This is a genomic window from Glacieibacterium arshaanense (genome assembly GCF_004681125.1).
Taxonomy (GTDB): Bacteria; Pseudomonadota; Alphaproteobacteria; order Sphingomonadales; family Sphingomonadaceae; genus Polymorphobacter_A; species Polymorphobacter_A arshaanense.
This window is the reverse complement of sequence record NZ_SIHO01000002.1, coordinates 437,497-458,390: the sequence shown is the minus strand read 5'-3', so window position 1 is coordinate 458,390 and position 20,894 is coordinate 437,497. Positions and strand designations below refer to the sequence as shown.

Genomic DNA, 20,894 nt, shown 5'->3' with positions numbered 1-20,894 from the left:
ACCCATGACCGAAATGCCCGCTTCCACCGCCCCCGCCGACTGGCGCCGCCACCTGCCGCCGGGCATGCGCCCCTATGCCGAACGCGCGCCGATCGGCGCGCTGCTACTCGGCATTTCGTCGGGGTTTCCGTTCGCAATGATTGGCGCGACGTTGACGACGCGGCTGGCCGAAGCCGGCATCGAGAAAAAGGCGGTGACGGCGTTCGCGCTCGCCTTCCTGATGTACAATTTCAAGTTCCTGTGGGCGCCCGCCATCGACCGGGTGCGGATTCCGCTGCTGGCGAATGCCATTGGCCAGCGCCGGGCGTGGCTGGTTTTGGTCGCGGCCGCCGTGATGGCGGCGGTGGCGTGGCTCGGGCTGGCAAACCCGCAGACATCGCTGTCCACCGTTGTGGCGGCGACCTTGTGCGTGGCATTTGCCGGCGCGACCTATGACATCGTCATCGACGCGTTCCGCATCGAAACGCTGACCCCCGAACAGCTCGGCGTCGGGTCGGGGATGTCGCAATATGGCTGGCGCATCGGATCATCGGCGGCAGGCGCGCTGGCGCTGGTCATCGCCGAGCGCGCCGGCTGGAGCACTGCCTATGTCGCGGCCACGCTTTTCGCGCTGCCGGCAGTAGCGGCGGGCGTGCTGCTCGGCGAGCCGGTACGCCATGCGGTGGTCAAATCGACCAAGCGCGGCTGGGCAGCGGTGAGCGATGCCGTCATCGCGCCGCTCGCCGACTTCATGCAGCGCCCCGGCGCCGGACTGGTGCTGGCGTTCATCCTGATCCACAAGCTCGGCGATACCGTCGCCAACCTGTCGTTCCGGCTGCTGTTCAATGACCTGGGGTTCAGCAAGGACGAAGTCGCCTACTATGACGTGGCGTTCGGGCTGGTGGCGTTGCTCGTCGGCGTGTTCGTCGGCGGCATCCTCTACACGCGGCTCGGGCTCAAGCGCTCGGTGCTGGTCAGCCTGATCCTCATGGCGGTGTCGAACCTCAGCTTCGCGGCGTTGGCGCAGGCGGGCCATTCGAACATCGGCATGGCGGCGGCCATCGGCTTTGAAAACTTCAGCAGCGGCATCGGCGGCGTCGCGGTGGTCGCCTATCTGTCGGCGCTGTGCGACTTGCGCTTCACCGCGACACAGTTCGCGCTGCTGTCGGCGGCCGCCTCGGTGCTCGGCCGCTTCGTCAGCGGCACGACGGCGGGCGCGATGATCGAGGCGCTGGGCTATGTGCAATTCTATCTGCTGACCACCGTCGCGGCGCTGCCCGGCATCCTGTTGTTCGTGGTGATGATGCGGCGTGGGCTCGTCGATGATGTCGCGATTGCAGCGCGCAACGCCGCGCGCTGACTGTCACGCAGCGGTCATGGCCGAGTGACCAGTCTGTCATTTTCGGTCGCTAGGGCAACGCCATGGTGAAACGGCACGGCGGAGCAAGCATGGGCCTTCCAGTACGAACACCCGCGGCGCGGCCAGGCTGGACGCCGGCGCCACCCGAAACGCCGATTCGCGTCGGGCAGCTCGAAGTCCGGCTGGCGCAATCGGGCGTCGAAGTCGCCGCCGCACAAGCGCTGCGCTACAAGATTTTCTACGACGAGATGGGCGCACAGCCGACGCACGCGATGCTGGCGTCGCGGCGCGACATCGATGCGCACGACAATGTCTGCGACCACCTGCTGGTCATCGACCATGACGCCGGTGTCCGCGGGCAAGTCGTCGGCACCTACCGCCTGCTGCGCCAGTCGGTGGCGCAGGCGCATGGCGGCTTTTATTCGGCCGGCGAATATGACCTGACGCCGCTGCTCGCGCAGGCCCCCGCCAGCGGCCAGTTGCTTGAACTCGGGCGCAGCTGCGTCGCCCCGGCCTACCGCAACGCCACCACGATCAGTCTCCTTTGGCGCGGCATCGCCAGCTACCTGCAGGCGCACCGCATCGGCCATTTGTTCGGCTGCGCGTCGCTGCACGGCACCGACCCCGCCGCGCACGCCGCCGAGCTGTCATACCTCTACCATCACCACCTCGCGCCACCCGAACTGCGCGCCCGCACGCTGCCGGCGCATTTCGTCGAAATGGACCGCCTCCCCGCCGAACGCATCGACGCCCGCGCCACCGCACGGACGCTGCCGCCGCTGCTCAAGGGCTATCTGCGCGTCGGCGCGATGGTCGGCGACGGCGCATTCATCGACCGCCAGTTCAACACCGTCGACGTGTTCGTGGTGATGCCGGTGGCGCAGATCACCCGCCGCTATGCCGGCCGCTTCGACCTCGGCGCCGACGCCACCGCCGCTTGACCCCGACGGCTCACGGCGGTTGAATGGCGCCGCGACAGGGGAGTCCGACATGCGCTGCAGCTGGGCCGAGGGCGATGCCGTCATGGCCGCCTACCACGACGATGAATGGGGCGTGCCCGTCCGCGACAGCCGCGCGCTGTGGGAAATGCTGATGCTCGAAGGCTTCCAGGCCGGGCTGTCATGGCGCACCATCCTGCACCGCCGCGACGGTTTCCGCGCCGCCTTCGCCGGATTCGACCCTGAAATCGTCGCGCGCTTCACCGCCGGTGATGTGGAGCGGCTGATGCAGGACCCCGGCATCATCCGCGCCCGCGCCAAGATCAACGCCACCATCGGCGGTGCCCAGGCATTCCTGCGCATGCAGGCTGCCGGCGAGGACTTCAGCGCCTTCGCATGGAGCTTCGTCGGCGGCGTGCCGCTGGTCGGCGACGGCGTCACCGTCCACGCGCAGACCCCGCTGTCGGTGGAAATCTCGAAGGCGCTCAAGGCGCGCGGCTTCAAATTCGTCGGGCCGGTGATCACCTATGCGTGGATGCAGGCGGTCGGGCTAGTCGATGACCATGCGGGGGGTTGTTTCAGGCGAAGCTAAGGGCCTCCGGCGGGCAGGGACTTGTCCCTGCACCCATCAGTTTGGGTGCGCGCAACCATAGCCAACGCCGGGCGGGAGCACCGACCCAATATATGGGTGCAGGGACAAGTCCCTGCCCGCCGGAGGCTCTTTAAACCGGCGCCTGCGCGTTCGCGGCCAGCACTTCACCCGCCAGATGCAGCGAACCGGTAATCAGCACCACCGGCGGCCGCGCGCGGTCGCTGCCGCGGGCGATTTCGGACAGTGCCTCGGCGACGCTCGACGAGGTGCTCGCGGGCAGGCCGGTTTCGCGGGCGATGCGCACCAGTTCGGCGGGGTCATGGTGTTCATGGCGGGCGATCGGCACGGCATAGACGGCGGTGGCGCGGCCGGCGAACGGCTTGAGGAAGCCTGCGGCGTCCTTGGTCGAAAGCATGCCGAGTACGATGTAGAATGGCCGTTCGGCGAGCGCATGACCGCGGAAGGCATCGGCGATGGCGCGGCCGGCGGCGGGGTTGTGGCCGCCGTCGAGCCATACTTCGGCGTCACCGGGCAAGCGCTCGGTCAGCGGCCCCTTGTCGAGTTTTTGCAACCGTGCCGGCCATTCGGCCCAGCCCATGCCGGCCCGCAGCGCCGAATCGGGCACGACGACCGCCGACTGGTGGCGCAGCATCGCGACGGCGAGTGCGGCATTGTCATACTGGTGCGTGCCGGCCAAGCGCGGCAGCGGCAGGCTCAGCTTGCCCGCCGCGTCGCGGTAGTGCAGCTGGCCTTCGTACAGCGCGCAGTCCCAGTCCTCACCGCGCACAAGCGTCTTGGCGCCGACGAGGCCGGCGACTTCGGCGATGCGTGCGGTGACGGTCTTGGGATAGCGCGACAACAGCATCGGGACGCCCTTTTTGGCGATGCCAGCCTTTTCGCGGGCGATGTCGAGGATCGAGTTGCCGAGCCAGCTCTGGTGATCGATGCCAAGCTGCGCGATGCCGGTGACGACGGGGTTTTCGATGACGTTGGTCGCGTCGAGCCGCCCGCCGAGCCCGACTTCGAGGATGCAGGCGTCAGCGGGTGTGCGCGAGAACGCCAGCAGCGCCACCGCCGTCGTCAGTTCGAAAAAGGTGATCGGCATGTTGGCATTGACGTTGAGCACGTCGCGTATGTGGAGCATCAGCGCATCGTCGTCGATCAGATGCCCGGCGACGCGAATACGCTCGTTGAAGCGCACCAGGTGCGGCGAGGTATAGACATGGACGCGCGCGCCCGACGCTTCGAGACAGGCGCGCAGGAACGCCACCGTCGAACCCTTGCCGTTGGTGCCCGCGACATGGAACACCGGCGGCAGCTTGCGATGCGGATTGCCGAGCCGGCTAAGCAGCCGTTCGAGCCGGTCGAGCGACAGGTCGACGGTCTGCGGGTGCAGCTTGAACGCCACCGACAGCAGCGCATCAAGGACCGGGTTTTCGGAGTGCGCTGCCTCCATGCCGTCAGGCAGCCACGCGTTGGCGCATCAGTAGTTCCACCAGCCGCGCCAGGGTCGCGTGCAGGTCCTTGCGCGGCACCACCATGTCGAGCATCCCGTGTTCGAGCAGGTATTCGGCGCGCTGGAAGCCTTCGGGCAGTTTTTCGCGGATGGTGTTTTCGATAACGCGCTGTCCGGCAAAGCCGATCAGCGCACCGGGTTCGGCGATCTGGATGTCGCCGAGCATGGCGTAGGACGCAGTGACGCCGCCGGTCGTCGGGTCGGTCATCACGACGATGTACGGCAGCCCCGCCTCGCGCAGTTCGGCGACCGCGACGGTGGTGCGCGGCATCTGCATCAGGCTCAATATGCCTTCCTGCATGCGCGCCCCGCCGGCGGCGGTGAAGATGATGAACGGCGCGCGGGCTTTGACCGCCGCCATCGCGCCGGTCAGGAACGCCTCGCCCACTGCCAGCCCCATCGAGCCGCCCATGAAGGCAAAATTCTGCACCGCAACCACGGCATCGACGCCGCCGATCTTGCCGGTCGCGACCGCCATCGCCTCGGGCTCACTCGTCGCGGTGCGCGCTGCCTTGATGCGGTCGGTGTATTTCTTCTGGTCGCGGAAACCGAGCGGGTCTTCGGGCACTGCCGGGATTTCGAGGCGAGTATGTACGCCACCGTCGAACACCTGCGCGAAGCGTTCCTTCGGGCCGATGCGTTCGTGGAATTCACACTTCGGGCAGACGCCGAGGTTCTCGTCGAATTCCTTGGTATACACCATGGCATTGCAGGCACGGCACTTGTGCCACAGATTGTCGGGCGTCTCGCGGCGGCCGAGGAAACCGGTCAGGCGCGGGCGGATGCGGGTGAGCCAACTCATTGGGCAGCCTCCTTGCGGGCGCCGTGCACCGCGGTGCTCAGCGAACGGACGAATGCTTCGACCTGCTCTGGCAGGTCGTTGGCGCGGGCTTCGGCAGCCGCGCCGATCAGCGAGACGATGGCCGAGCCGACGACGACGCCGTCGGCATGGCGCGCCACGGCTGACGCGTCATCGGGCGTCTTGATGCCGAAACCCACGGCAATCGGCAGCTTGGTCTTGGCCTTGAGTCGCGCCACGGCAGCGGCGATGTCGGTGGTCGCCGCCGATGCGGTGCCGGTGATGCCGGCGACCGCGACATAATAGACGAAACCCGACGCGCCGCCGAGCACCTTGGGCAGCCGCACTGCATCGGTCGTCGGCGTCGCGAGGCGCACCATGTGCAGGCCGCTGGCTTGCAGATACGGCGCCAGCTCGGCGTCCTCTTCGGGCGGCAGGTCGACGATGATCGTGCCGTCGAGGCCCGCCGCCGCGGCATCGGCAGCAAAGCGCTCGGGGCCATAGCTCAGTACCGGGTTGAAATAGCCCATCAGGATGATCGGCGTGTCATTGTCCTCGAGCCGGTAGACGCGCACCATTTCGAGCAGCTCGCGCAGCTTCATATGGTGGCCAAGCGCACGGATATTGCCCGCCTGAATCGCCGGGCCATCGGCCATCGGATCGGTAAACGGCATACCGAGTTCGACGATATCGGCACCGCCCTTGACCAGCGCGCGCAGCACGCGGGCCGAGGTTTCGAGGTCGGGGTCACCGGCGGTGACGAAAGTGACCAGCGCGGCGCGGTTGGCGGCGGCGCAAGCAGCGAAGCGGGCAGAGAGACGGTCGGTCATAGGCCGAACCCCAGTGCTTCGGCGACGGTGAAGATGTCCTTGTCGCCACGGCCGCACAGATTGGCGATGATGACCTGGTCCTTGGCCATCGTCGGGGCGATCCGGCGCAGTGCCGCGAGTGCGTGTGCGGGTTCGAGCGCCGGGATGATGCCCTCGGTCCGGCACAGCATCTGGAAGGCGTCGAGCGCTTCCTGATCGGTGGCGGATTGATACTCGACGCGGCCGATGCTGTGCAGCCAGGCGTGCTCGGGGCCGATGCCGGGATAGTCGAGGCCCGCCGAAATCGAATGCGCCTCGGTGATCTGGCCGTCATCGTCCTGCAGCAGCAGCGTCTTGTTGCCGTGGAGCACGCCGGGGCGACCACCGGCGAGGCTTGCCGCGTGCGCATCGGTTTGAAGGCCGTGGCCCGCTGCCTCGACGCCGATGATGCGGACGCTTTCGTCGTCAAGGAACGGATGGAACAGCCCGATGGCATTCGAGCCGCCACCGATCGCTGCGCACAGCAGATCGGGCAAGCGGCCTTCGGCTTCCAGTATCTGTTCGCGCGCTTCCTTGCCGATTACCGACTGGAAATCGCGCACCAGCTCGGGATACGGATGCGGGCCGGCCGCGGTGCCGATGATGTAGAAAGTGTCGTGAACGTTGGCGACCCAGTCGCGCAGCGCGTCGTTCATCGCGTCCTTGAGCGTCTTCGAGCCAGATTCGACGGCGCGCACTTCGGCGCCGAGCAGCTTCATGCGGAAGACATTGGGCGCCTGCCGCGCAATATCGCGCGCACCCATGTAGATGACGCACGGCAGCCCGAAGCGTGCCGCGACGGTGGCGGTGGCGACGCCGTGCTGGCCGGCGCCGGTTTCTGCGATGATCCGCGTCTTGCCCATGCGGATGGCGAGCAGGATCTGGCCGATGCAGTTGTTGATCTTGTGCGCGCCGGTGTGGTTGAGCTCGTCACGCTTGAAATAGATTTTCGCGCCGCCGAGTTCCTCGGTGAAGCGCGGCGCATAATAGAGCGGGCTGGGCCGCCCGACATAATGCTTCATCAGATCGTCGAACTGCGCGGCGAACGCCGGATCGGCTTGTGCGGCGCGGTACGCGGTTTCGAGTTCGAGGATCAGCGGCATCAGCGTTTCGGCAACATAGCGCCCGCCGAACGCGCCGAAATGGCCGTTCGCGTCGGGACCTGATCTCAAGCTTGCTGCCACCACTACGCCCTCACTGCCGCGACGAATGCGCGGATTTTCTCGACCGACTTGACGCCCGGTGCGTCCTCGACCCCCGACGACACATCGACCAGCGGCGCCGCCGTCGCGGCGATTGCCGCCCCGACATTGCCGGCATCGATGCCGCCTGCGAGACCCCATGCCATGCCGGGATTGAAATTCCCAAGCAATTGCCAGTCGAAGCGCAGACCGTTGCCACCGCTGAGGGGTGCTCCACTAGGCGCTTTGGCATCCAACAGCAACCGGTCGGCCACGCCTTGCGACGCCTTGACCGCCGCGGCAATGTCGGCGCGCGTCGCGACGCCGGTGGCGCGCCAGACTTCGCGGCCGTGGCGGCGCACCTCGGCGATGCGCGCCGGGGTTTCACTGCCGTGCAGTTGCAACACGTCGACGAAGGAGGCTGCTGCCGCCAGCAGCGCATCATCGGCATCGACAAACACGCCGACGCTTTTGACGTGTGCCGGCAGCCGCGCCGCGAGTGCGGCGGCGGCCTCAAGCGACACGTTGCGCGGGCTGCGCGTCACGAACATGAAGCCGATATGACTGACGCCCGCCGCGACGGCCGCATCAAGCGTGTCGGGCGTCGACAGCCCGCAAATCTTGATCAGCGTCATGACCGGTTAAAGGCTGGCGGCAATGGCCGCCGCTGCCGCCGCCGGATCGGCCGCACCGGTAATCGGCCGGCCAATGACCAGCATCGACGCACCGGCATCGCGCGCGGCGCGCGGCGTCATCACGCGCTTCTGGTCGCCCACCTCGGCGCCTTCGGGGCGCACGCCGGGGACGACGAAATAGCCCTTCGGCCATGCTGCCTTCATCGCGGCGACCTCGTGCGGCGAACAGACGATGCCGTCGAGCCCTGCGGCGCGCGTCAGTCCGGCGAGCCGCGCGACTTGCGCCGCCGCACCGTCGCCGACACCCATCGCCGCCATGTCGGGGTCATCAAGACTGGTCAGCACCGTTACCGCGATCAGCTTGGTCCGCGCCGGGCAGGCCTCGCGCGCCGCCGCAAGCATCGCCGCGCCGCCACCGGCATGGACATTGACCACCGCGAGATCGAGCACCGACAATGACCGCAGCGCACCGGCGACGGTGTTGGGAATATCGTGCAGCTTGACGTCAAGGAAGACCGGCAGCCCGAGTTCGCCGATTGCCCGCACGCCCGCCGGCCCGTTCGCCATGAAGAATTCGAGCCCGAGCTTGAGGCCGCCGACATGCGCGCCGACCGCACGCGCCAGCGCCTGCGCCCGCGCCAGGTCGGGCGTATCGACCGCAACAAAGACCGGATTGGCGCGCACTAGGGCTTCGCGATTGAAATCGGCTCGACGCTGGCCGGCGGCGTGCGCTCGATGACGGTGTCGGTCACCGCCTTTTCGGCGCGCGCCAGCTTACGCTTCCACGTCGTGCGCGACGCGATGTGCATCAGATAGGTCGGCAGGAACCCCGCGAGGAACGCCAGCAGCACCAGTGCCGGCTTCTTGATGACGATCGACCATGGCCCGAGCGCGATATCGACATCGGTCCAGTTGAAGAACACGAACGCCAGAAACACGGCGAACGCCATGCCGGTCAGAATGAGTTTGATGGTCCGCATTGCAAATCCCCCGATAGCGCCAACCGGACTAGAGCCCAAGCCGTAAACGCATCGCTAACGGCGCGCGTTTCAGATTTCGCCGTCGACAGGTTCGAGTCCGGCGTCGCGCAATTCCGCCAGCAACGCCTCGGCGGCCGTCGCCAGCACATGCGGGTCGGTCGACCGCAGCACGAAATTGGCACCGGTGCGGCCGTCGCGCCAGAACGGGTAGCTGCCGATCTGGACGCCGTCATGCGCCTTTTCGACGGCGCCGAGCAGCACCGCGACGCGGCTTTCGGCGGTCCAGGCGCCGACCGAGCGGCTCAGCACCGGTGCGCCGCCCTCGAGCTTGCCATCGAGCGAGGCGAGCATGCCCTGCGTGATCACCGGCACGCCCGCCATGATGAAGATATTGTCGATGCGGATGCCCGGCGCGCCGGTGCGGGCGTTTTCGAGCAAGCTCGCGCCTTCGGGGACGCGCGCCATGCGCAGCCGCGCATCGGTCAGCTTGTCCTTGTAATAGCCCGCCAGAATCGCCCGCGCTTCGGGGTGGATGACGACGCCGACACCCAGCGCCGCGGCAATCGCATCGACGGTGATGTCGTCATGCGTCGGCCCGATGCCGCCAGTGGTGAAGACATAGTCGTATTTGATGCGCAGCGCGTTGATCGCCTCGGCAATCGCGTCCATTTCGTCCGCCACGACGCGCACCTGTTTGAGCCGGATGCCCTGCACGTTGAGCCATTTCGCCAGATAGGCAAGGTTGGCGTCCTGCGTGCGCCCCGACAGGATTTCATCGCCGATGATGATCAGCGCGGCGGTCCAGATGCGTGTTTTATCGGTCATCACGCCGGTTTAGCCGAGCCGCACGCGCGTGGGAAGCGTGGCAATGTTGCGCAGCCGCCGGCGAGTGCCTATTATGCCGCTATGAACATTGCCGAAGATTATGCCGACCTTGACGAGCGCACGCAGGGCATCCGCCTGCACGACGCTGCCGCGTTCGCCGGGATGCGCGCTGCCGGACGGCTGGCGGCCGAAGCGCTCGACATGCTGGTGCCGCACGTGGTGCCCGAAGCGCTGACCATCGATCTCGATGAAATGGTCCGCAATTTCGTGCTCGACCGTGGCGCCGTGCCCGCCACCATCTTCTACCGCGGCTACAGCCACTCGTCGTGCATCAGCATCAACCATGTCGTCTGCCACGGCATCCCCGGCGCCAAGCGCCTGAAAGACGGCGACATCGTCAATATCGACGTCACAGTGGTCGTCGACGGCTGGCACGGCGACACCAGCCGCATGTTCCTCGTCGGCGACGTCGGCGTGAAGGCCAGGCGGTTGGTCGACATTACCTGGGAATGCCTGCAACGCGGTATCGCGGCCGCCAAGCCCGGCAACACCGTCGGCGACATCGGCTATGCCATCCAGTCCTATGCCGAGGCGCAGCGCTGCTCGGTGGTCCGCGATTTCTGCGGCCACGGCCTCGGTCGCGTCTTCCACGACGCGCCCAACATCGTCCACTATGGCCGCCCCGGCCGCGGTGCCAAGCTGGTGCCGGGCATGTTCTTCACCATCGAGCCGATGATCAACCTCGGCAAATATGACGTGAAGCTGCTCGACGACGGCTGGACGGCGGTGACGCGCGACCGCTCGCTCAGCGCGCAATTCGAACACAGCATCGGCATCACCGAGGATGGCTGCGAAGTTTTCACGCTCAGCCCCGCCGGATTGAACAACCCGCCCTACTTCTGAAGCGGCAGCGCTGCGCGGCCCTCCTGAACTTCTGGATTTGTGATAGCTGCCGGTCGGTTACGGCGCGCTGCGAGCAAGCAAGCCCCAAGTCTGCCGGGGTTTACCGAACAGGTCCCGCTTGCTAGCTTCAATAGTCAGGGGGAAAATTCATGAGCCGTCATTTGCTTGCTGCCAGCTTGCTGGCCTTGACCGTCCATTCCGCGGCAGAGGCTGCGGCGCCGGCGCCCCTGAAGGCGGAAGCGACGGCATTGATTGATGCGCGTGCCGGCGAGTTGGCAGGCATGATCGACCAGGTCTTCAGCTTTGCCGAGCCGGGCTTTCAGGAAGTAAAGACCAGTGCCTATCTGGCCGGCATTCTCGAAAAGAACGGCTTCAAGGTTACGCGCGGCGTTGCGGGCATTCCCACCGCGTTCACCGCCACCTGGGGCGAAGGCGGCCCGTTGATCGCGCTGGGCAGCGATATCGATGCGCTTCTCGGCCTGTCACAGACGCCGGGGGTGCCGTTCGCCAAGCCGATGGTGATCGGCGCACCGGGTCATGGCGAGGGACACAATAGCGGCCTGCCGATGATGATCGTTGCTGCCATTGCCGCGAAGCAGGTGATGGAAAAGAACGGCATCAAGGGCCGCATCATGGTCTGGCCGGGTGTGGCCGAAGAATTGCTGGCTACCAAGGCCTATTATGTGCGTGCCGGCCTGTTCAAGGATGTCGATGCCAATCTGTTCGCCCATGTCGGCGATGACCTCGACACCACGTGGGGACCGCTAAGCTATACCGCTGCGCTGAGCGTCGAATACACCTTCCTCGGTCGTACCGCGCACGCCGCCGGCAATCCCTGGGACGGGAAGAGCGCTCTCGACGCTGTGGAGCTGATGGACACCGGCTGGAATTTCAAGCGCGAGCACCTGCCCGTCACCCAACGCAGCCACTATGTCATCACCAATGGCGGCGGCCAGCCCAACATCGTGCCGGGAGTCGCCAGCGTCTGGTATTACTTCCGCGATACCAGCCTGCCCGCCGTCAAGAACATGTTCGGCACCGCCAACCAAATTGCTGACGGCGCGGCACTGATGACCGGAACCAGCGTCACCCACCGCATCCTCGGCCATGCCGCAACCAATTACGGCAACCGCCCCCTTGCCGAAGCGGCCTTTGCCAACATGAAGGCCGTCGGGCTGCCCAACTGGAGTGATGCCGACCAGAATTTCGCGCGCGCCGTACTGACGGGCTTTGATCGCAAGCCGCAGACGCTGGCCAGTGGAGACCCGCACCTGTGGTCACCGCAAAACCCCAATCCCGAACCCAATGCCGGCTCGGACGATATCGGTGACATCATGTGGACGGTGCCGACGATCACCATCCGTTACCCCTCAAACATTCCCGGCATTTCCTATCACAACGTCATGGCCGCTGCCGCGATGGCAACGCCGATCGCCCATAAGGGGGCGGTAGTCGGCGCCAAGGTGGCCGCGCTGACCGTGCTCGACTTGATGACAACCCCTGAACTCGTCGCCAATGCCAAGTCCTGGCAGCAGGAGGTGCAGTTCAAGACCGAGCACTATCAGCCGCTGCTTGGCCCGGACGACCAACCGGCCATCCACCTGAACGCCGACCTGATGGCGAAGATGCGCCCGGCCATGGAAAAATATTATTTCGACCCGAAGAAGTATCGATCCTACCTCCAGCAGCTCGGCATCGATTACGACAAGGTCGCGATACCGGCGAAAAACTGAACGCAATGATCATGCCACTGTTGGTGGCTTGCTCCGACGAAACGGCGTCCTCGACCGCCCCGGACTCGTCGAGCGTTCGTATGAAGCGCCCGAAAAGCCCCGCAAGGGGTTGATTGCAGGGTCGCGGACGCGCACTCTGCACGCAGGGTCGAACATCGAACGGGGGCATGCGCTTGCTGACCGACCCATCAACTGACTCCGTCGGCCACCGAAGCCGGATGCGCGCGCGGCTTTTGGAAGGCGGCGGTGACGCCTTCCTCGACTATGAACTGCTCGAATATGTGCTGGGGCTGGCGATTCCGCGCCGCGATACCAAGCCGCTCGCCAAGTCGTTGCTGCGCGAATTCGGCAGCTTTCCGGCGCTGCTCGCGGCGTCGCCAGCCGAACTGCAGCGCATCGACGGACTGACCGAGGGCGCCGCTGCCGCGCTCAAGTTCATCGAGGCGGCGTCGCTCAGGTCGTTGCGGGCGGCCGCGCTCGACCGCCCGGTGCTGTCGGGCTGGCAGGCGCTGAGCGAGTATCTGCACGCCGCTATGGCACACCGGTCGGCCGAGGAATTTCGCGTCATCTTCCTCAACAACCGCAACATATTGATGCGCGACGAGGTCATGTCGTCGGGCACGGTCAACGCCGCGCCGGTCTATCCGCGCGAAATCGTCAAGCGCGCGCTCGACCTTTCTGCGAGCGCGGTGGTGCTGGTTCACAACCACCCGAGCGGCGACCCCTCGCCCAGCCGCGACGATATCGCGATGACCAAGGCCATTGTCGAGGCCGGGCGCCACCTCGGCCTCGCCGTTCATGACCATGTCATCATCAGCAAGACCGGCCACGCCAGCTTTCGGGCGCTCGGCTTGCTCTGACGCCGTCCCGGCCAGCTGGCGCTAGGCCGACCGGGAGGGCGCCGGGCCGTTTACTGCGGCGTTACGGTCTTGACCGTGGTCTTGGTGGTCGTGGTGTGCTTCGCTATCGCACGCTTATGCGCGGCTATCTGCGCGCTGGTCGCGTAGTGCGTGCCATACATCCAGTGGCCATTATGCATATGGACACCGGCGGGCATGTGCGACGTCGATGTTGTTGCCGACTTGTGCGTCGTTGTTGTCGATGACGTGGCGGGCGTCGTCGTCGTCGTGCTCGACATCGACATCGGATCGGTGGTCGTTGTCGTGGTTGCCGCTGTCGGCGTCGTTGTCGAAGTCGATTGGCGAGTCGTCGTTGTCGATGCCGTCTGGGCATTGGCTGTCGTGGCGAGCAGCATTGCTGCGGCGACAAATAGGATCTTGGTCTGCATCTGGCTTACTCCGTTTGAACAGCAACGTGCTGCCATGGCCGGACAACCAGCGACGTCGAAAAGAGTTGCATCAACGGCCGAGGCGAAGGACCGCGCGCAAGCGAGGGGTTAAACTTGGCGGGCGGCTGTGCTACCCGCGCCGGCATTGAATTGGAGACGAGCATGATTCCGCGTTATTCGCGCCCCGAAATGGTGGCGATCTGGGAACCCGAAACGCGGTTTCGCATCTGGTTCGAGATCGAGGCGCACGCGATGGACGCGCTCGCCGAGCTCGGTGTCGTCCCAAAGGACGCCGCCAAGGCCGTGTGGGAGCGCGGCAAGTTCGAGGTCGAGCGCATCGACGAGATCGAGCGCGAGGTGAAGCACGACGTTATCGCCTTCCTGACCAACCTTGCCGAGCATGTCGGCGATGAGGCGCGCTTCGTCCACCAGGGCATGACAAGCTCGGACGTGCTCGACACCTGCCTCGGCGTCCAGATGGCGCGCGCCGCCGACCTGATGATCGCCGATGTCGATGCGCTGCTCGTCGTGCTCAAGCGCCGCGCCTATGAGTTCAAGGACACGCCGACGATCGGCCGCAGCCACGGCATCCACGCCGAACCCACCACCTTCGGGCTGAAGCTGGCGCAGGCCTATGCCGAGTTCGCGCGCTGCCGCGCACGGCTGGTGATGGCGCGCGACGAGGTCGCGACCTGCGCGATTTCGGGCGCCGTCGGCACCTTCGCCAACATCGACCCGCGCGTCGAGGAGCATGTCGCCAAGGCCATGGGGCTGTCGGTCGAGCCGGTCAGCACGCAGGTCATCCCGCGCGACCGCCACGCAATGTATTTTGCCACGCTCGGCGTCGTCGCCGGCTGCGTCGAACGCCTCGCCACCGAAGTTCGCCATTTGCAGCGCACCGAAGTGCTTGAGGCAGAGGAATATTTCTCGCCGGGCCAGAAGGGCTCGTCGGCGATGCCGCACAAGCGCAACCCGGTGCTCACCGAGAACCTGACGGGTCTGGCGCGGCTGGTGCGCGGCTATGTCACCCCGGCGCTCGAAAATGTCGCGCTGTGGCACGAACGCGATATCAGCCACTCGTCGGTCGAACGCATGATCGGCCCCGATGCGACGGTGACACTCGATTTCGCGCTGGTGCGCCTGACCAACGTCATGGACAAGCTGGTGGTCTATCCCGACCGCATGCTGGCCAACCTCAACAAGATGGGCGGGCTGGTCCATTCGCAGCGCATCCTGCTGGCGCTGACACAGGCCGGCGTCGACCGCGAAGGCGCCTACCGCCTCGTCCAGCGCAACGCGATGCGCGTCTGGGAATCGGACGGCAAGCTGCAGCTGCTCGACTTGCTCAAGGCCGACGCCGATGTGACGGCCGCGTTGCCGGTGGCGCAGATCGAGGCGTTGTTCGACCTGGGGCATCACATGAAGCATGTCGACACGATCTTCGGGCGGGTATTCGGGAAGTCATAAGAGCCTCCGGCGGGCAGGCCTGAGGCCTGCACCCGATTGAAGATACGCGGCTTGCCGCATCGCCTGACTTGATGCACCATCCGCCTCGACGGGGGTCGACGGGGTGGGAGTGTCACGGCGATGGCAGGTCAGGCTCAGGTCGCGCCGGTAACGGTCGCGCGCAATCTCACGACAAATGATCTTCGGGCCGCACTGGCGGCGGGCTGGGCGGACTTCAAGGCCTGTCCGGCATTCGGGCTGTTTTTCGCGTCGATTTACGTCGCTGCCGGGCTGCTGCTGTATTTCGAGCTTTATGCCCGCGGCAAATTTCTATGGCTGATTGTCGCCTCGGCGGGGTTTCCGCTGCTCGCGCCGTTCACCGCGGTCGGCCTCTACGAAGTCAGCCGCCGCCGCGAGGCCGGCCTGCCGATGCGCTGGGGCGCGGTGCTGGGTGCCTCGCGCGGGCGCGGCGACGAACAGATCCTCACCATGGGCGCCATCCTGTTCGTCGCGTTCAGCTTCTGGCTGATGATCGCGCACGGCATCTACGCGGTGTTCATGTCCGAATCGAATTACGGCCCGCAAGGCATCGAACTGTTCATGAGCGGTACCGGCCTCGCGATGCTGATCGTCGGCAGCATCGCCGGGGCGCTGATCGCCTTTGCCTTTTATTCGATCACCGTGATCAGCCTGCCGCTGCTCGTCGACCGCGACCTTGATTTCGTCACCGCCATTATCGTCAGCCTCGCCACCGTCCGGTCGAACACGGTGGTGATGACGATCTGGGCTGCCGTCATCGCGATCACGCTGTTTGTCGCGATGCTGCCGCTGTTCCTGGGGCTGTTTGTCGTGTTGCCAGTACTCGGACACGCGACCTGGCATCTGTACCGGCGCGTTGTCGTCTAGGCTGCTTGACGCTTGACGCTTGCGCGGCTGCGCCAACCTCGGCAGTCTGTCGCGATGAAACATACCCTGCGCCGCCATGCCCTGCTGTTTGCTGCCCTGCTGCTCGCCACCGCAGCCGCACCGACGCCGTCGGATATCGAATCTTCCGCGCCGCCTGCCGCCTGGGCGGCGATAGCGCCCGATGACCTGGTGGTGTTCGATACGCCGCGCGGCAGCTTCATCATGCAGTTGGCACCGCAGTTTGCCCCCGCGCATGTCGCGGCGATCAAGGCGATGGTGCGGCGCGGCGCCTTTGGTGGCGGCGCGGTGGTGCGCGTGCAGGACAACTACGTCGTGCAATGGGCAATTCCCGAAAACAAGGTCGTGCCGGCAGCGCCGCTGCCGCCCGAGTTCGAGCGGCCGCTCGCCGGGCTGACGTTCACGCCCATTCCCGGCCCCGATGCCTATGCCGATGCCGGCGGCTTCATCGACGGCTTCCCGGTCGCGGTCGACAAGGCGGCCAAGACCGGCTGGCTCCAGCATTGCTACGGCATGGTCGGCGTCGGGCGCGGCAATGCCCCCGACAGCGGCGACGGCGGCGAGCTTTACGCGGTCATCGGCCATGCGCCACGCCACCTCGACCGCAACATGGCGGGCGTCGGGCGCATCGTCGCCGGCATCGAGAAGCTGTCGTCACTGCCGCGCGGCACCGAGGCTCTGGGCTTCTACAAGACCGAGCGCGAGCGGCTGCCGATCACCGGCGCCCGCATGGCGAGCGACCTGCCCGCCGGCGCACAGCCGCGGATCGAGGTCATGCTGACGACGTCACCGAGCTTTGCCGATTACATGAAGGCGCGCGCCAACCGGTCGGATGCGTTCTTCATGCGGCCGGCGGGGGCGGTGGATGCGTGCAATGTCCGGGTTCCGGTACGGGCCGGGAAGTAGAGCCTCCGGCGGGCAGGACCTCAGGCCCTGCACCCAATTGTTCGGCGCTCTTCAAATGGGTGCAGGGCCTGAGGCCCTGCCCGCCGGAGGCTCTTAGACCCCTCTACGCCGGGCGCTAGATTTCGACCTGCGAACCCAGTTCGACAACGCGGTTGGTCGGCAGCTTGAAGAACTCCATCGCGCTTTCGGAGTTTGCCAGCATCCACGAGAACAGCTTCTCGCGCCAGATCGGCATGCCCGGGCGGTCCGACGCCAGCAGTGTCTGGCGCGCCAGGAAGAAGCTGGTGTCCATCATCTTGATCTTCGGCCCGCAATTTTCGACGAGCTTGAGCACGCCGGGAATGTCGAGCTCCTGCATGAAGCCGTAGCGGACGACCATGCGGTAGAAGTTGGCGCCGAGGTCACGCACTTCGACACGATCCTCGCCGTCGACATACGGCACTTCGTCGATCACCACGGTCAGGATCAGGATGCGTTCGTGGAGCACCTTGTTGTGCTTTAGGTTGTGCAGCAGCGCATGCGGCACGCCTTCGGGCGACGAGCTCATGAACACCGCGGTGCCGGGCACGCGGATGGCGGCGGTGGCGGCGGACTTGATGAACACCTCAATCGGCATGGCGCTTTCGCGCAACCGTTCCATCATCAGCCGGCGGCCCTTCGCCCAGGTCGTCAGGAAGGTGAAGGTGATGGCGCCGACGAGCAGCGGGAACCAGCCACCGTCGGGCACCTTGGTCAGGTTCGAAGCGAAATAGGCCGTATCGACGATGAAGAACACCGCGAGCATCGGAATCGCCCACAGCTTGTTCCATTTCCAGATGGTCAGGATCAGCACCGAGACGAGGATGGTGTCGATGAACATCGTGCCGGTGACCGCGATACCGTAAGCGGCCGCAAGGTTGGTCGACGACTTGAAGCCGAGCACCAGCAGCACCACGAGGAACAGCAGCGCCCAGTTGATCACCGGAATGTAGATCTGTCCGGCGGCGCGCGCGCTGGTGTGGGTGATCTTCAGGCGCGGCAGGAAGCCGAGCTGGACCGCCTGTTGCGCCACCGAGAAGGCGCCGGAAATCACCGCCTGGCTGGCGATGACGGTGGCAGCGGTGGCGAGGATGACCAGCGGCAGCCGGAGCGATTCGGGTGCCATCAGGAAGAACGGATTGACGACATGCGCCGGCGTGGCGAGCAGCAGCGCGCCCTGGCCGAGATAGTTGAGCGTCAGCGCCGGCAGCACGATCCACAGCCAGCTGATGCGAATCGGCCCGCGTCCGAAATGCCCCATGTCGGCATAGAGTGCCTCGGCACCGGTGACGGCGAGGACGACCGAGCCGAGCGCCAGGAAGCCGCGTAGCGGGTCATCGAGGAAGAACTGCACCGCCCAATAGGGGTTGAGCGCGCCAAGAATTTCGGGGTTGCGCACGGCATTGACGACGCCGAGCACCGCCAGCGTGCTGAAGTAAAAGATCATGATCGGGCCGAACAGCGCACCGACCTTGGCGGTGCCGCGTGACTGGATGACGAACAGCCCGATGAGGATGGTGATGGCGATCGGCAAGACCACCGGCTCGAGCTTGGCCTCAACAACGATCAACCCCTCGACCGCCGACAGCACCGACATGGCGGGCGTGATGATCGCGTCACCAAAGAACAGCGCGGTCGCCATGACGCCGAGCAGCACCAGCCAGCGCGCGCGCCCTGCGCCCGGCGACAGCCGCGAAATCAGCGCCAGCAGGGTCAGCGAGCCACCTTCGCCGCGGTTGTCGGCGCGCATGATGACGCTGACGTACTTGACCGTGACGATCAGCATCATCGACCAGAAGATCAACGAGACGACGCCGAAAATGTGCAGCTGGTCGACCGCCAGCGGGTGATGGCCGATGAAGGTTTCCTTGAACGCGTAGAGCGGGCTGGTACCGATATCGCCGAACACGACGCCGATGGCGCCGACGGCGAGCTTTACCGCACCATCAGGATGATGGTGGCCGGCGCCCGGTTTGGCTTCTGCGGCTTGTGCTGTCATCAGTCCTGACCATGGACCTTGGTGCACGCGAGGCTGCACCGGTTTGAAACGCGGACGATCACGATAGTGTTGCCCCTTGCCGACCTTGCGGTTCCAAAGCCCCAGTCGAGGCGCGGGCGTTAGCACAGTGCCCCATGCCCCGCAACTGTCGCATCCAGGCGTCGCACATTCAGGCGACAAGGCTATTGCCACACGTTATGAATAGCGCGGATTTGTCAGGGAGTGATGACCATGCATGTCGGTGTGCCCAAGGAAATCAAGGTTCACGAATATCGCGTCGGACTGACCCCGCCTTCGGTCGCCGAGCTGACCGCGGCCGGCCACACGGTCACCGTAGAAACCGGCGCCGGCGGCGGCATCGATTTCACCGACCGCGACTATGTCGCCGCCGGTGCGACGATTGTGCCGACCGCCGCCGCGGTGTTTGCCGCCGCCGATATGATCGTCAAGGTCAAGGAACCGCAGTTGCATGAATGCGCGATGCTGCGGCCCGGACAGGTGCTGTTCACCTATCTCCACCTCGCCGCCGACAAGCCGCAGGCCGAGGCGCTGATGAAATCGGGCGCGATCTGCATCGCCTATGAAACCGTCACCGAGCGCGCCGGCGGGCTGCCATTGCTGCGGCCGATGTCCGAAATCGCCGGCCGCATGTCGGTGCAGGTCGGCGCGCATTATCTTGAAAAGGCGCAAGGCGGCCGTGGCATCCTGCTCGGTGGCGTTCCCGGCGTGGCACCGGGGCGCGTGGCGATTCTGGGCGGCGGCGTTTCGGGGGTCAACGCGGCGCAGATGGCGGTCGGCATGCGCGCCGATGTCACCATCTATGACATCTCGACGCTGCGACTCGCCGAAATCGACGACATGTTCGAAGGCCGCGTCAAAACCCAGTTCAGTTCCAAGGCCGCCATCGCGGCGGCGATTGCGCGGGCGCACGTCGTCATCGGCGCGGTGCTGATTCCGGGTGCGGCAGCCCCCAAGCTGGTGACGCGCGACATGCTCAAGCTGATGAAGCGCGGCTCGGTACTGGTCGATATTGCCATCGACCAGGGCGGCTGTTTCGAGACCAGCCGCGCCACGACGCACGAGGACCCCGTCTATGTCGTCGACGGCATTATTCATTACTGCGTCGCCAACATGCCCGGTGCAGTGGCGCGCACTTCGACGTTTGCACTCAATAACGCGACACTGCCGTTCGTGCTGCGGCTGGCCAATCTCGGTGCCGATGCGGCGCTGGCGTCCGACCCTCATCTGGCAATGGGGCTCAATGTCAGCGGCGGGCATATCCGCCACGCCGCCGTTGCCGAGGCGCTCGGCCTGCCGCACGTTGCCTGAGGGGACCGCGCATGGCTTTCCGGATCGGCTTCCTGCTCTATCCCAACCTGACGCAGCTCGACATGACCGGGCCGGCGCAGGTGCTCAGCCGCATGCCCGGCGCGACGGTCGACTTTGTCTGGAAGGACAAGTCACCGATCATGAGCGACTGTAACCTCGCGCTGATGCCGACGCTGACGCTGGCCGACAGCGGCCAGTTCGACATGGTCTGCGTGCCCGGTGGCTATGGCTGCACGGCGTTGATGACTGATGGTGAAATCCTCGACTGGCTGCGCGCGCAGGCGCCGGGCGCCAAGCTGATGACCAGCGTCTGCACCGGCTCGCTGATTCTAGCGGCGGCAGGGCTGCTCGACGGCTACCGCGCCGGTTGCCACTGGGCCTGGGGCGACAGCCTGGCGCTGTTCGGGGCGACCTTTGTGCAAGAGCGCGTGGTGTTCGACCGCGACCGCATCACCGCAGGCGGCGTCACCTCGGGGATCGATTTTGCGTTCAAGGTCATCGAATCGATGCACGGCCGTGACGTGGCCGAAAGCATCCAGCTGACACTGGAATATGACCCGGCGCCGCTTGGTGGCGGCACGCCAGCGACGGCACGGCCCGAAATCCTCAAGATGGTCAAGGCGCTGCTCGACAAGCGGATGGGCGACCGCGTTGGCGAAATCGAAGCCGCCAGCAAGGCGCGGCACTGACGGCAG

General features: G+C 65.9%; 21 protein-coding genes. 11 read left to right on the top strand and 10 right to left on the bottom strand.

The annotated features are described in order from the left end of the window. The first annotated feature begins 4 nt into the window (after positions 1–4). The 3 genes from EUV02_RS08395 to EUV02_RS08385 all read left to right on the top strand — a co-directional run bounded on the left by EUV02_RS08395 (position 5) and on the right by EUV02_RS08385 (position 2,869). The gene (locus tag EUV02_RS08395; RefSeq protein ID WP_135245796.1) at positions 5–1,339 is read left to right on the top strand and encodes an AmpG family muropeptide MFS transporter; all 1,335 of its coding nucleotides are present in this window, start codon (positions 5–7) and stop codon (positions 1,337–1,339) included. 89 nt (positions 1,340–1,428) lie between these two features. Beyond that, positions 1,429–2,280, top strand: a complete 852-nt coding sequence (gene olsB / locus EUV02_RS08390; protein WP_135245795.1) for a l-ornithine N(alpha)-acyltransferase — start codon at positions 1,429–1,431, stop codon at positions 2,278–2,280. A 49-nt stretch (positions 2,281–2,329) separates the two neighbouring features. Then, on the top strand, positions 2,330–2,869 hold the full coding sequence (locus tag EUV02_RS08385) for a DNA-3-methyladenine glycosylase I (RefSeq protein ID WP_135245794.1): 540 nt from the start codon (positions 2,330–2,332) through the stop codon (positions 2,867–2,869). 130 nt (positions 2,870–2,999) lie between these two features. On the opposite strand, the gene EUV02_RS08380 is transcribed toward EUV02_RS08385, so the two are convergent. From EUV02_RS08380 to EUV02_RS08345, 8 genes are all read right to left on the bottom strand, one after another. Further along, entirely contained in the window at positions 3,000–4,325 is a 1,326-nt protein-coding gene (locus tag EUV02_RS08380) for a bifunctional folylpolyglutamate synthase/dihydrofolate synthase (protein ID WP_135245793.1), read from the bottom strand. Between the two features lie 4 nt (positions 4,326–4,329). Beyond that, the gene (accD, locus tag EUV02_RS08375; protein ID WP_135245792.1) at positions 4,330–5,187 is read right to left on the bottom strand and encodes an acetyl-CoA carboxylase, carboxyltransferase subunit beta; all 858 of its coding nucleotides are present in this window, start codon (positions 5,185–5,187) and stop codon (positions 4,330–4,332) included. Then, on the bottom strand, positions 5,184–6,014 hold the full coding sequence (gene trpA, locus EUV02_RS08370) for a tryptophan synthase subunit alpha (RefSeq protein WP_135245791.1): 831 nt from the start codon (positions 6,012–6,014) through the stop codon (positions 5,184–5,186). Before trpA ends, accD begins: the two co-directional genes overlap by 4 nt. Continuing rightward, positions 6,011–7,219 (bottom strand): tryptophan synthase subunit beta, encoded by a 1,209-nt coding sequence (gene trpB / locus EUV02_RS08365; RefSeq protein WP_135245790.1) that lies wholly within the window; start codon positions 7,217–7,219, stop codon positions 6,011–6,013. Before trpB ends, trpA begins: the two co-directional genes overlap by 4 nt. Beyond that, positions 7,219–7,848, bottom strand: coding sequence for a phosphoribosylanthranilate isomerase (locus tag EUV02_RS15785; protein ID WP_135245789.1), 630 nt, complete (start codon positions 7,846–7,848; stop codon positions 7,219–7,221). Before EUV02_RS15785 ends, trpB begins: the two co-directional genes overlap by 1 nt. A gap of 6 nt (positions 7,849–7,854) precedes the next feature. Beyond that, a complete protein-coding gene (gene pyrF / locus EUV02_RS08355) occupies positions 7,855–8,532 on the bottom strand; it encodes an orotidine-5'-phosphate decarboxylase (RefSeq protein WP_135245788.1) in 678 nt (225 codons plus the stop codon). Further along, complete coding sequence (locus tag EUV02_RS08350; RefSeq protein ID WP_135245787.1) at positions 8,532–8,828, bottom strand: hypothetical protein; 297 nt, start codon at positions 8,826–8,828, stop codon at positions 8,532–8,534. Before EUV02_RS08350 ends, pyrF begins: the two co-directional genes overlap by 1 nt. Before the next feature lie 69 nt (positions 8,829–8,897). Further along, positions 8,898–9,653 (bottom strand): competence/damage-inducible protein A, encoded by a 756-nt coding sequence (locus tag EUV02_RS08345; protein ID WP_135245786.1) that lies wholly within the window; start codon positions 9,651–9,653, stop codon positions 8,898–8,900. Positions 9,654–9,734: 81 nt separating this feature from the next. Here EUV02_RS08345 and map point away from each other — a divergent pair, with 81 nt between their 5' ends. The 3 genes from map to radC all read left to right on the top strand — a co-directional run bounded on the left by map (position 9,735) and on the right by radC (position 13,149). Next, positions 9,735–10,556 (top strand): type I methionyl aminopeptidase, encoded by an 822-nt coding sequence (gene map / locus EUV02_RS08340; protein ID WP_135245785.1) that lies wholly within the window; start codon positions 9,735–9,737, stop codon positions 10,554–10,556. Positions 10,557–10,705: 149 nt separating this feature from the next. Beyond that, on the top strand, positions 10,706–12,289 hold the full coding sequence (locus EUV02_RS08335) for an amidohydrolase (RefSeq protein ID WP_135245784.1): 1,584 nt from the start codon (positions 10,706–10,708) through the stop codon (positions 12,287–12,289). Positions 12,290–12,507: 218 nt separating this feature from the next. Continuing rightward, entirely contained in the window at positions 12,508–13,149 is a 642-nt protein-coding gene (gene radC, locus EUV02_RS08330) for a RadC family protein (protein WP_243445828.1), read from the top strand. Between the two features lie 50 nt (positions 13,150–13,199). Here radC and EUV02_RS08325 read toward each other — a convergent pair whose 3' ends face one another. Continuing rightward, the gene (locus EUV02_RS08325) at positions 13,200–13,577 is read right to left on the bottom strand and encodes a hypothetical protein (RefSeq protein WP_135245782.1); all 378 of its coding nucleotides are present in this window, start codon (positions 13,575–13,577) and stop codon (positions 13,200–13,202) included. Between the two features lie 162 nt (positions 13,578–13,739). Between EUV02_RS08325 and purB the strand changes: the two genes are divergently transcribed. The 3 genes from purB (at position 13,740) to EUV02_RS08310 (ending at position 16,853) form a co-directional block, all read left to right on the top strand. After that, positions 13,740–15,044: an adenylosuccinate lyase gene (gene purB / locus EUV02_RS08320; protein WP_135245781.1), complete on the top strand. Its 1,305-nt coding sequence runs from the start codon at positions 13,740–13,742 to the stop codon at positions 15,042–15,044. A 120-nt stretch (positions 15,045–15,164) separates the two neighbouring features. After that, complete coding sequence (locus tag EUV02_RS08315; protein WP_135245780.1) at positions 15,165–15,929, top strand: DUF2189 domain-containing protein; 765 nt, start codon at positions 15,165–15,167, stop codon at positions 15,927–15,929. Between the two features lie 54 nt (positions 15,930–15,983). Continuing rightward, a complete protein-coding gene (locus EUV02_RS08310; protein WP_135245779.1) occupies positions 15,984–16,853 on the top strand; it encodes a peptidylprolyl isomerase in 870 nt (289 codons plus the stop codon). 115 nt (positions 16,854–16,968) lie between these two features. On the opposite strand, the gene EUV02_RS08305 is transcribed toward EUV02_RS08310, so the two are convergent. Next, positions 16,969–18,870 carry a potassium transporter Kup gene (locus EUV02_RS08305; RefSeq protein WP_135245778.1) on the bottom strand — a complete coding sequence of 634 codons (1,902 nt, stop codon included), beginning with the start codon at positions 18,868–18,870 and terminating at the stop codon, positions 16,969–16,971. A 231-nt stretch (positions 18,871–19,101) separates the two neighbouring features. On the opposite strand from EUV02_RS08305, the gene ald reads away from it, so the two are divergent. After that, the gene (gene ald / locus EUV02_RS08300) at positions 19,102–20,199 is read left to right on the top strand and encodes an alanine dehydrogenase (RefSeq protein WP_135246452.1); all 1,098 of its coding nucleotides are present in this window, start codon (positions 19,102–19,104) and stop codon (positions 20,197–20,199) included. An 11-nt stretch (positions 20,200–20,210) separates the two neighbouring features. Beyond that, a complete protein-coding gene (locus EUV02_RS08295; protein WP_135245777.1) occupies positions 20,211–20,888 on the top strand; it encodes a DJ-1/PfpI family protein in 678 nt (225 codons plus the stop codon). Positions 20,889–20,894 lie beyond the last annotated feature (6 nt).

Coding starts and splice junctions, on each gene's coding strand:
- EUV02_RS08395 (WP_135245796.1), top strand. CDS start 5: ATGACCGAAATGCCCGCTTCCACCGCCCCCGCCGACTGGCGCCGCCAC.
- olsB (WP_135245795.1), top strand. CDS start 1,429: ATGGGCCTTCCAGTACGAACACCCGCGGCGCGGCCAGGCTGGACGCCG.
- EUV02_RS08385 (WP_135245794.1), top strand. CDS start 2,330: ATGCGCTGCAGCTGGGCCGAGGGCGATGCCGTCATGGCCGCCTACCAC.
- EUV02_RS08380 (WP_135245793.1), bottom strand. CDS start 4,325: ATGGAGGCAGCGCACTCCGAAAACCCGGTCCTTGATGCGCTGCTGTCG.
- accD (WP_135245792.1), bottom strand. CDS start 5,187: ATGAGTTGGCTCACCCGCATCCGCCCGCGCCTGACCGGTTTCCTCGGC.
- trpA (WP_135245791.1), bottom strand. CDS start 6,014: ATGACCGACCGTCTCTCTGCCCGCTTCGCTGCTTGCGCCGCCGCCAAC.
- EUV02_RS15785 (WP_135245789.1), bottom strand. CDS start 7,848: ATGACGCTGATCAAGATTTGCGGGCTGTCGACGCCCGACACGCTTGAT.
- EUV02_RS08350 (WP_135245787.1), bottom strand. CDS start 8,828: ATGCGGACCATCAAACTCATTCTGACCGGCATGGCGTTCGCCGTGTTT.
- EUV02_RS08345 (WP_135245786.1), bottom strand. CDS start 9,653: ATGACCGATAAAACACGCATCTGGACCGCCGCGCTGATCATCATCGGC.
- map (WP_135245785.1), top strand. CDS start 9,735: ATGAACATTGCCGAAGATTATGCCGACCTTGACGAGCGCACGCAGGGC.
- EUV02_RS08335 (WP_135245784.1), top strand. CDS start 10,706: ATGAGCCGTCATTTGCTTGCTGCCAGCTTGCTGGCCTTGACCGTCCAT.
- radC (WP_243445828.1), top strand. CDS start 12,508: ATGCGCGCGCGGCTTTTGGAAGGCGGCGGTGACGCCTTCCTCGACTAT.
- EUV02_RS08325 (WP_135245782.1), bottom strand. CDS start 13,577: ATGCAGACCAAGATCCTATTTGTCGCCGCAGCAATGCTGCTCGCCACG.
- purB (WP_135245781.1), top strand. CDS start 13,740: ATGATTCCGCGTTATTCGCGCCCCGAAATGGTGGCGATCTGGGAACCC.
- EUV02_RS08315 (WP_135245780.1), top strand. CDS start 15,165: ATGGCAGGTCAGGCTCAGGTCGCGCCGGTAACGGTCGCGCGCAATCTC.
- EUV02_RS08310 (WP_135245779.1), top strand. CDS start 15,984: ATGAAACATACCCTGCGCCGCCATGCCCTGCTGTTTGCTGCCCTGCTG.
- EUV02_RS08305 (WP_135245778.1), bottom strand. CDS start 18,870: ATGACAGCACAAGCCGCAGAAGCCAAACCGGGCGCCGGCCACCATCAT.
- ald (WP_135246452.1), top strand. CDS start 19,102: ATGCATGTCGGTGTGCCCAAGGAAATCAAGGTTCACGAATATCGCGTC.
- EUV02_RS08295 (WP_135245777.1), top strand. CDS start 20,211: ATGGCTTTCCGGATCGGCTTCCTGCTCTATCCCAACCTGACGCAGCTC.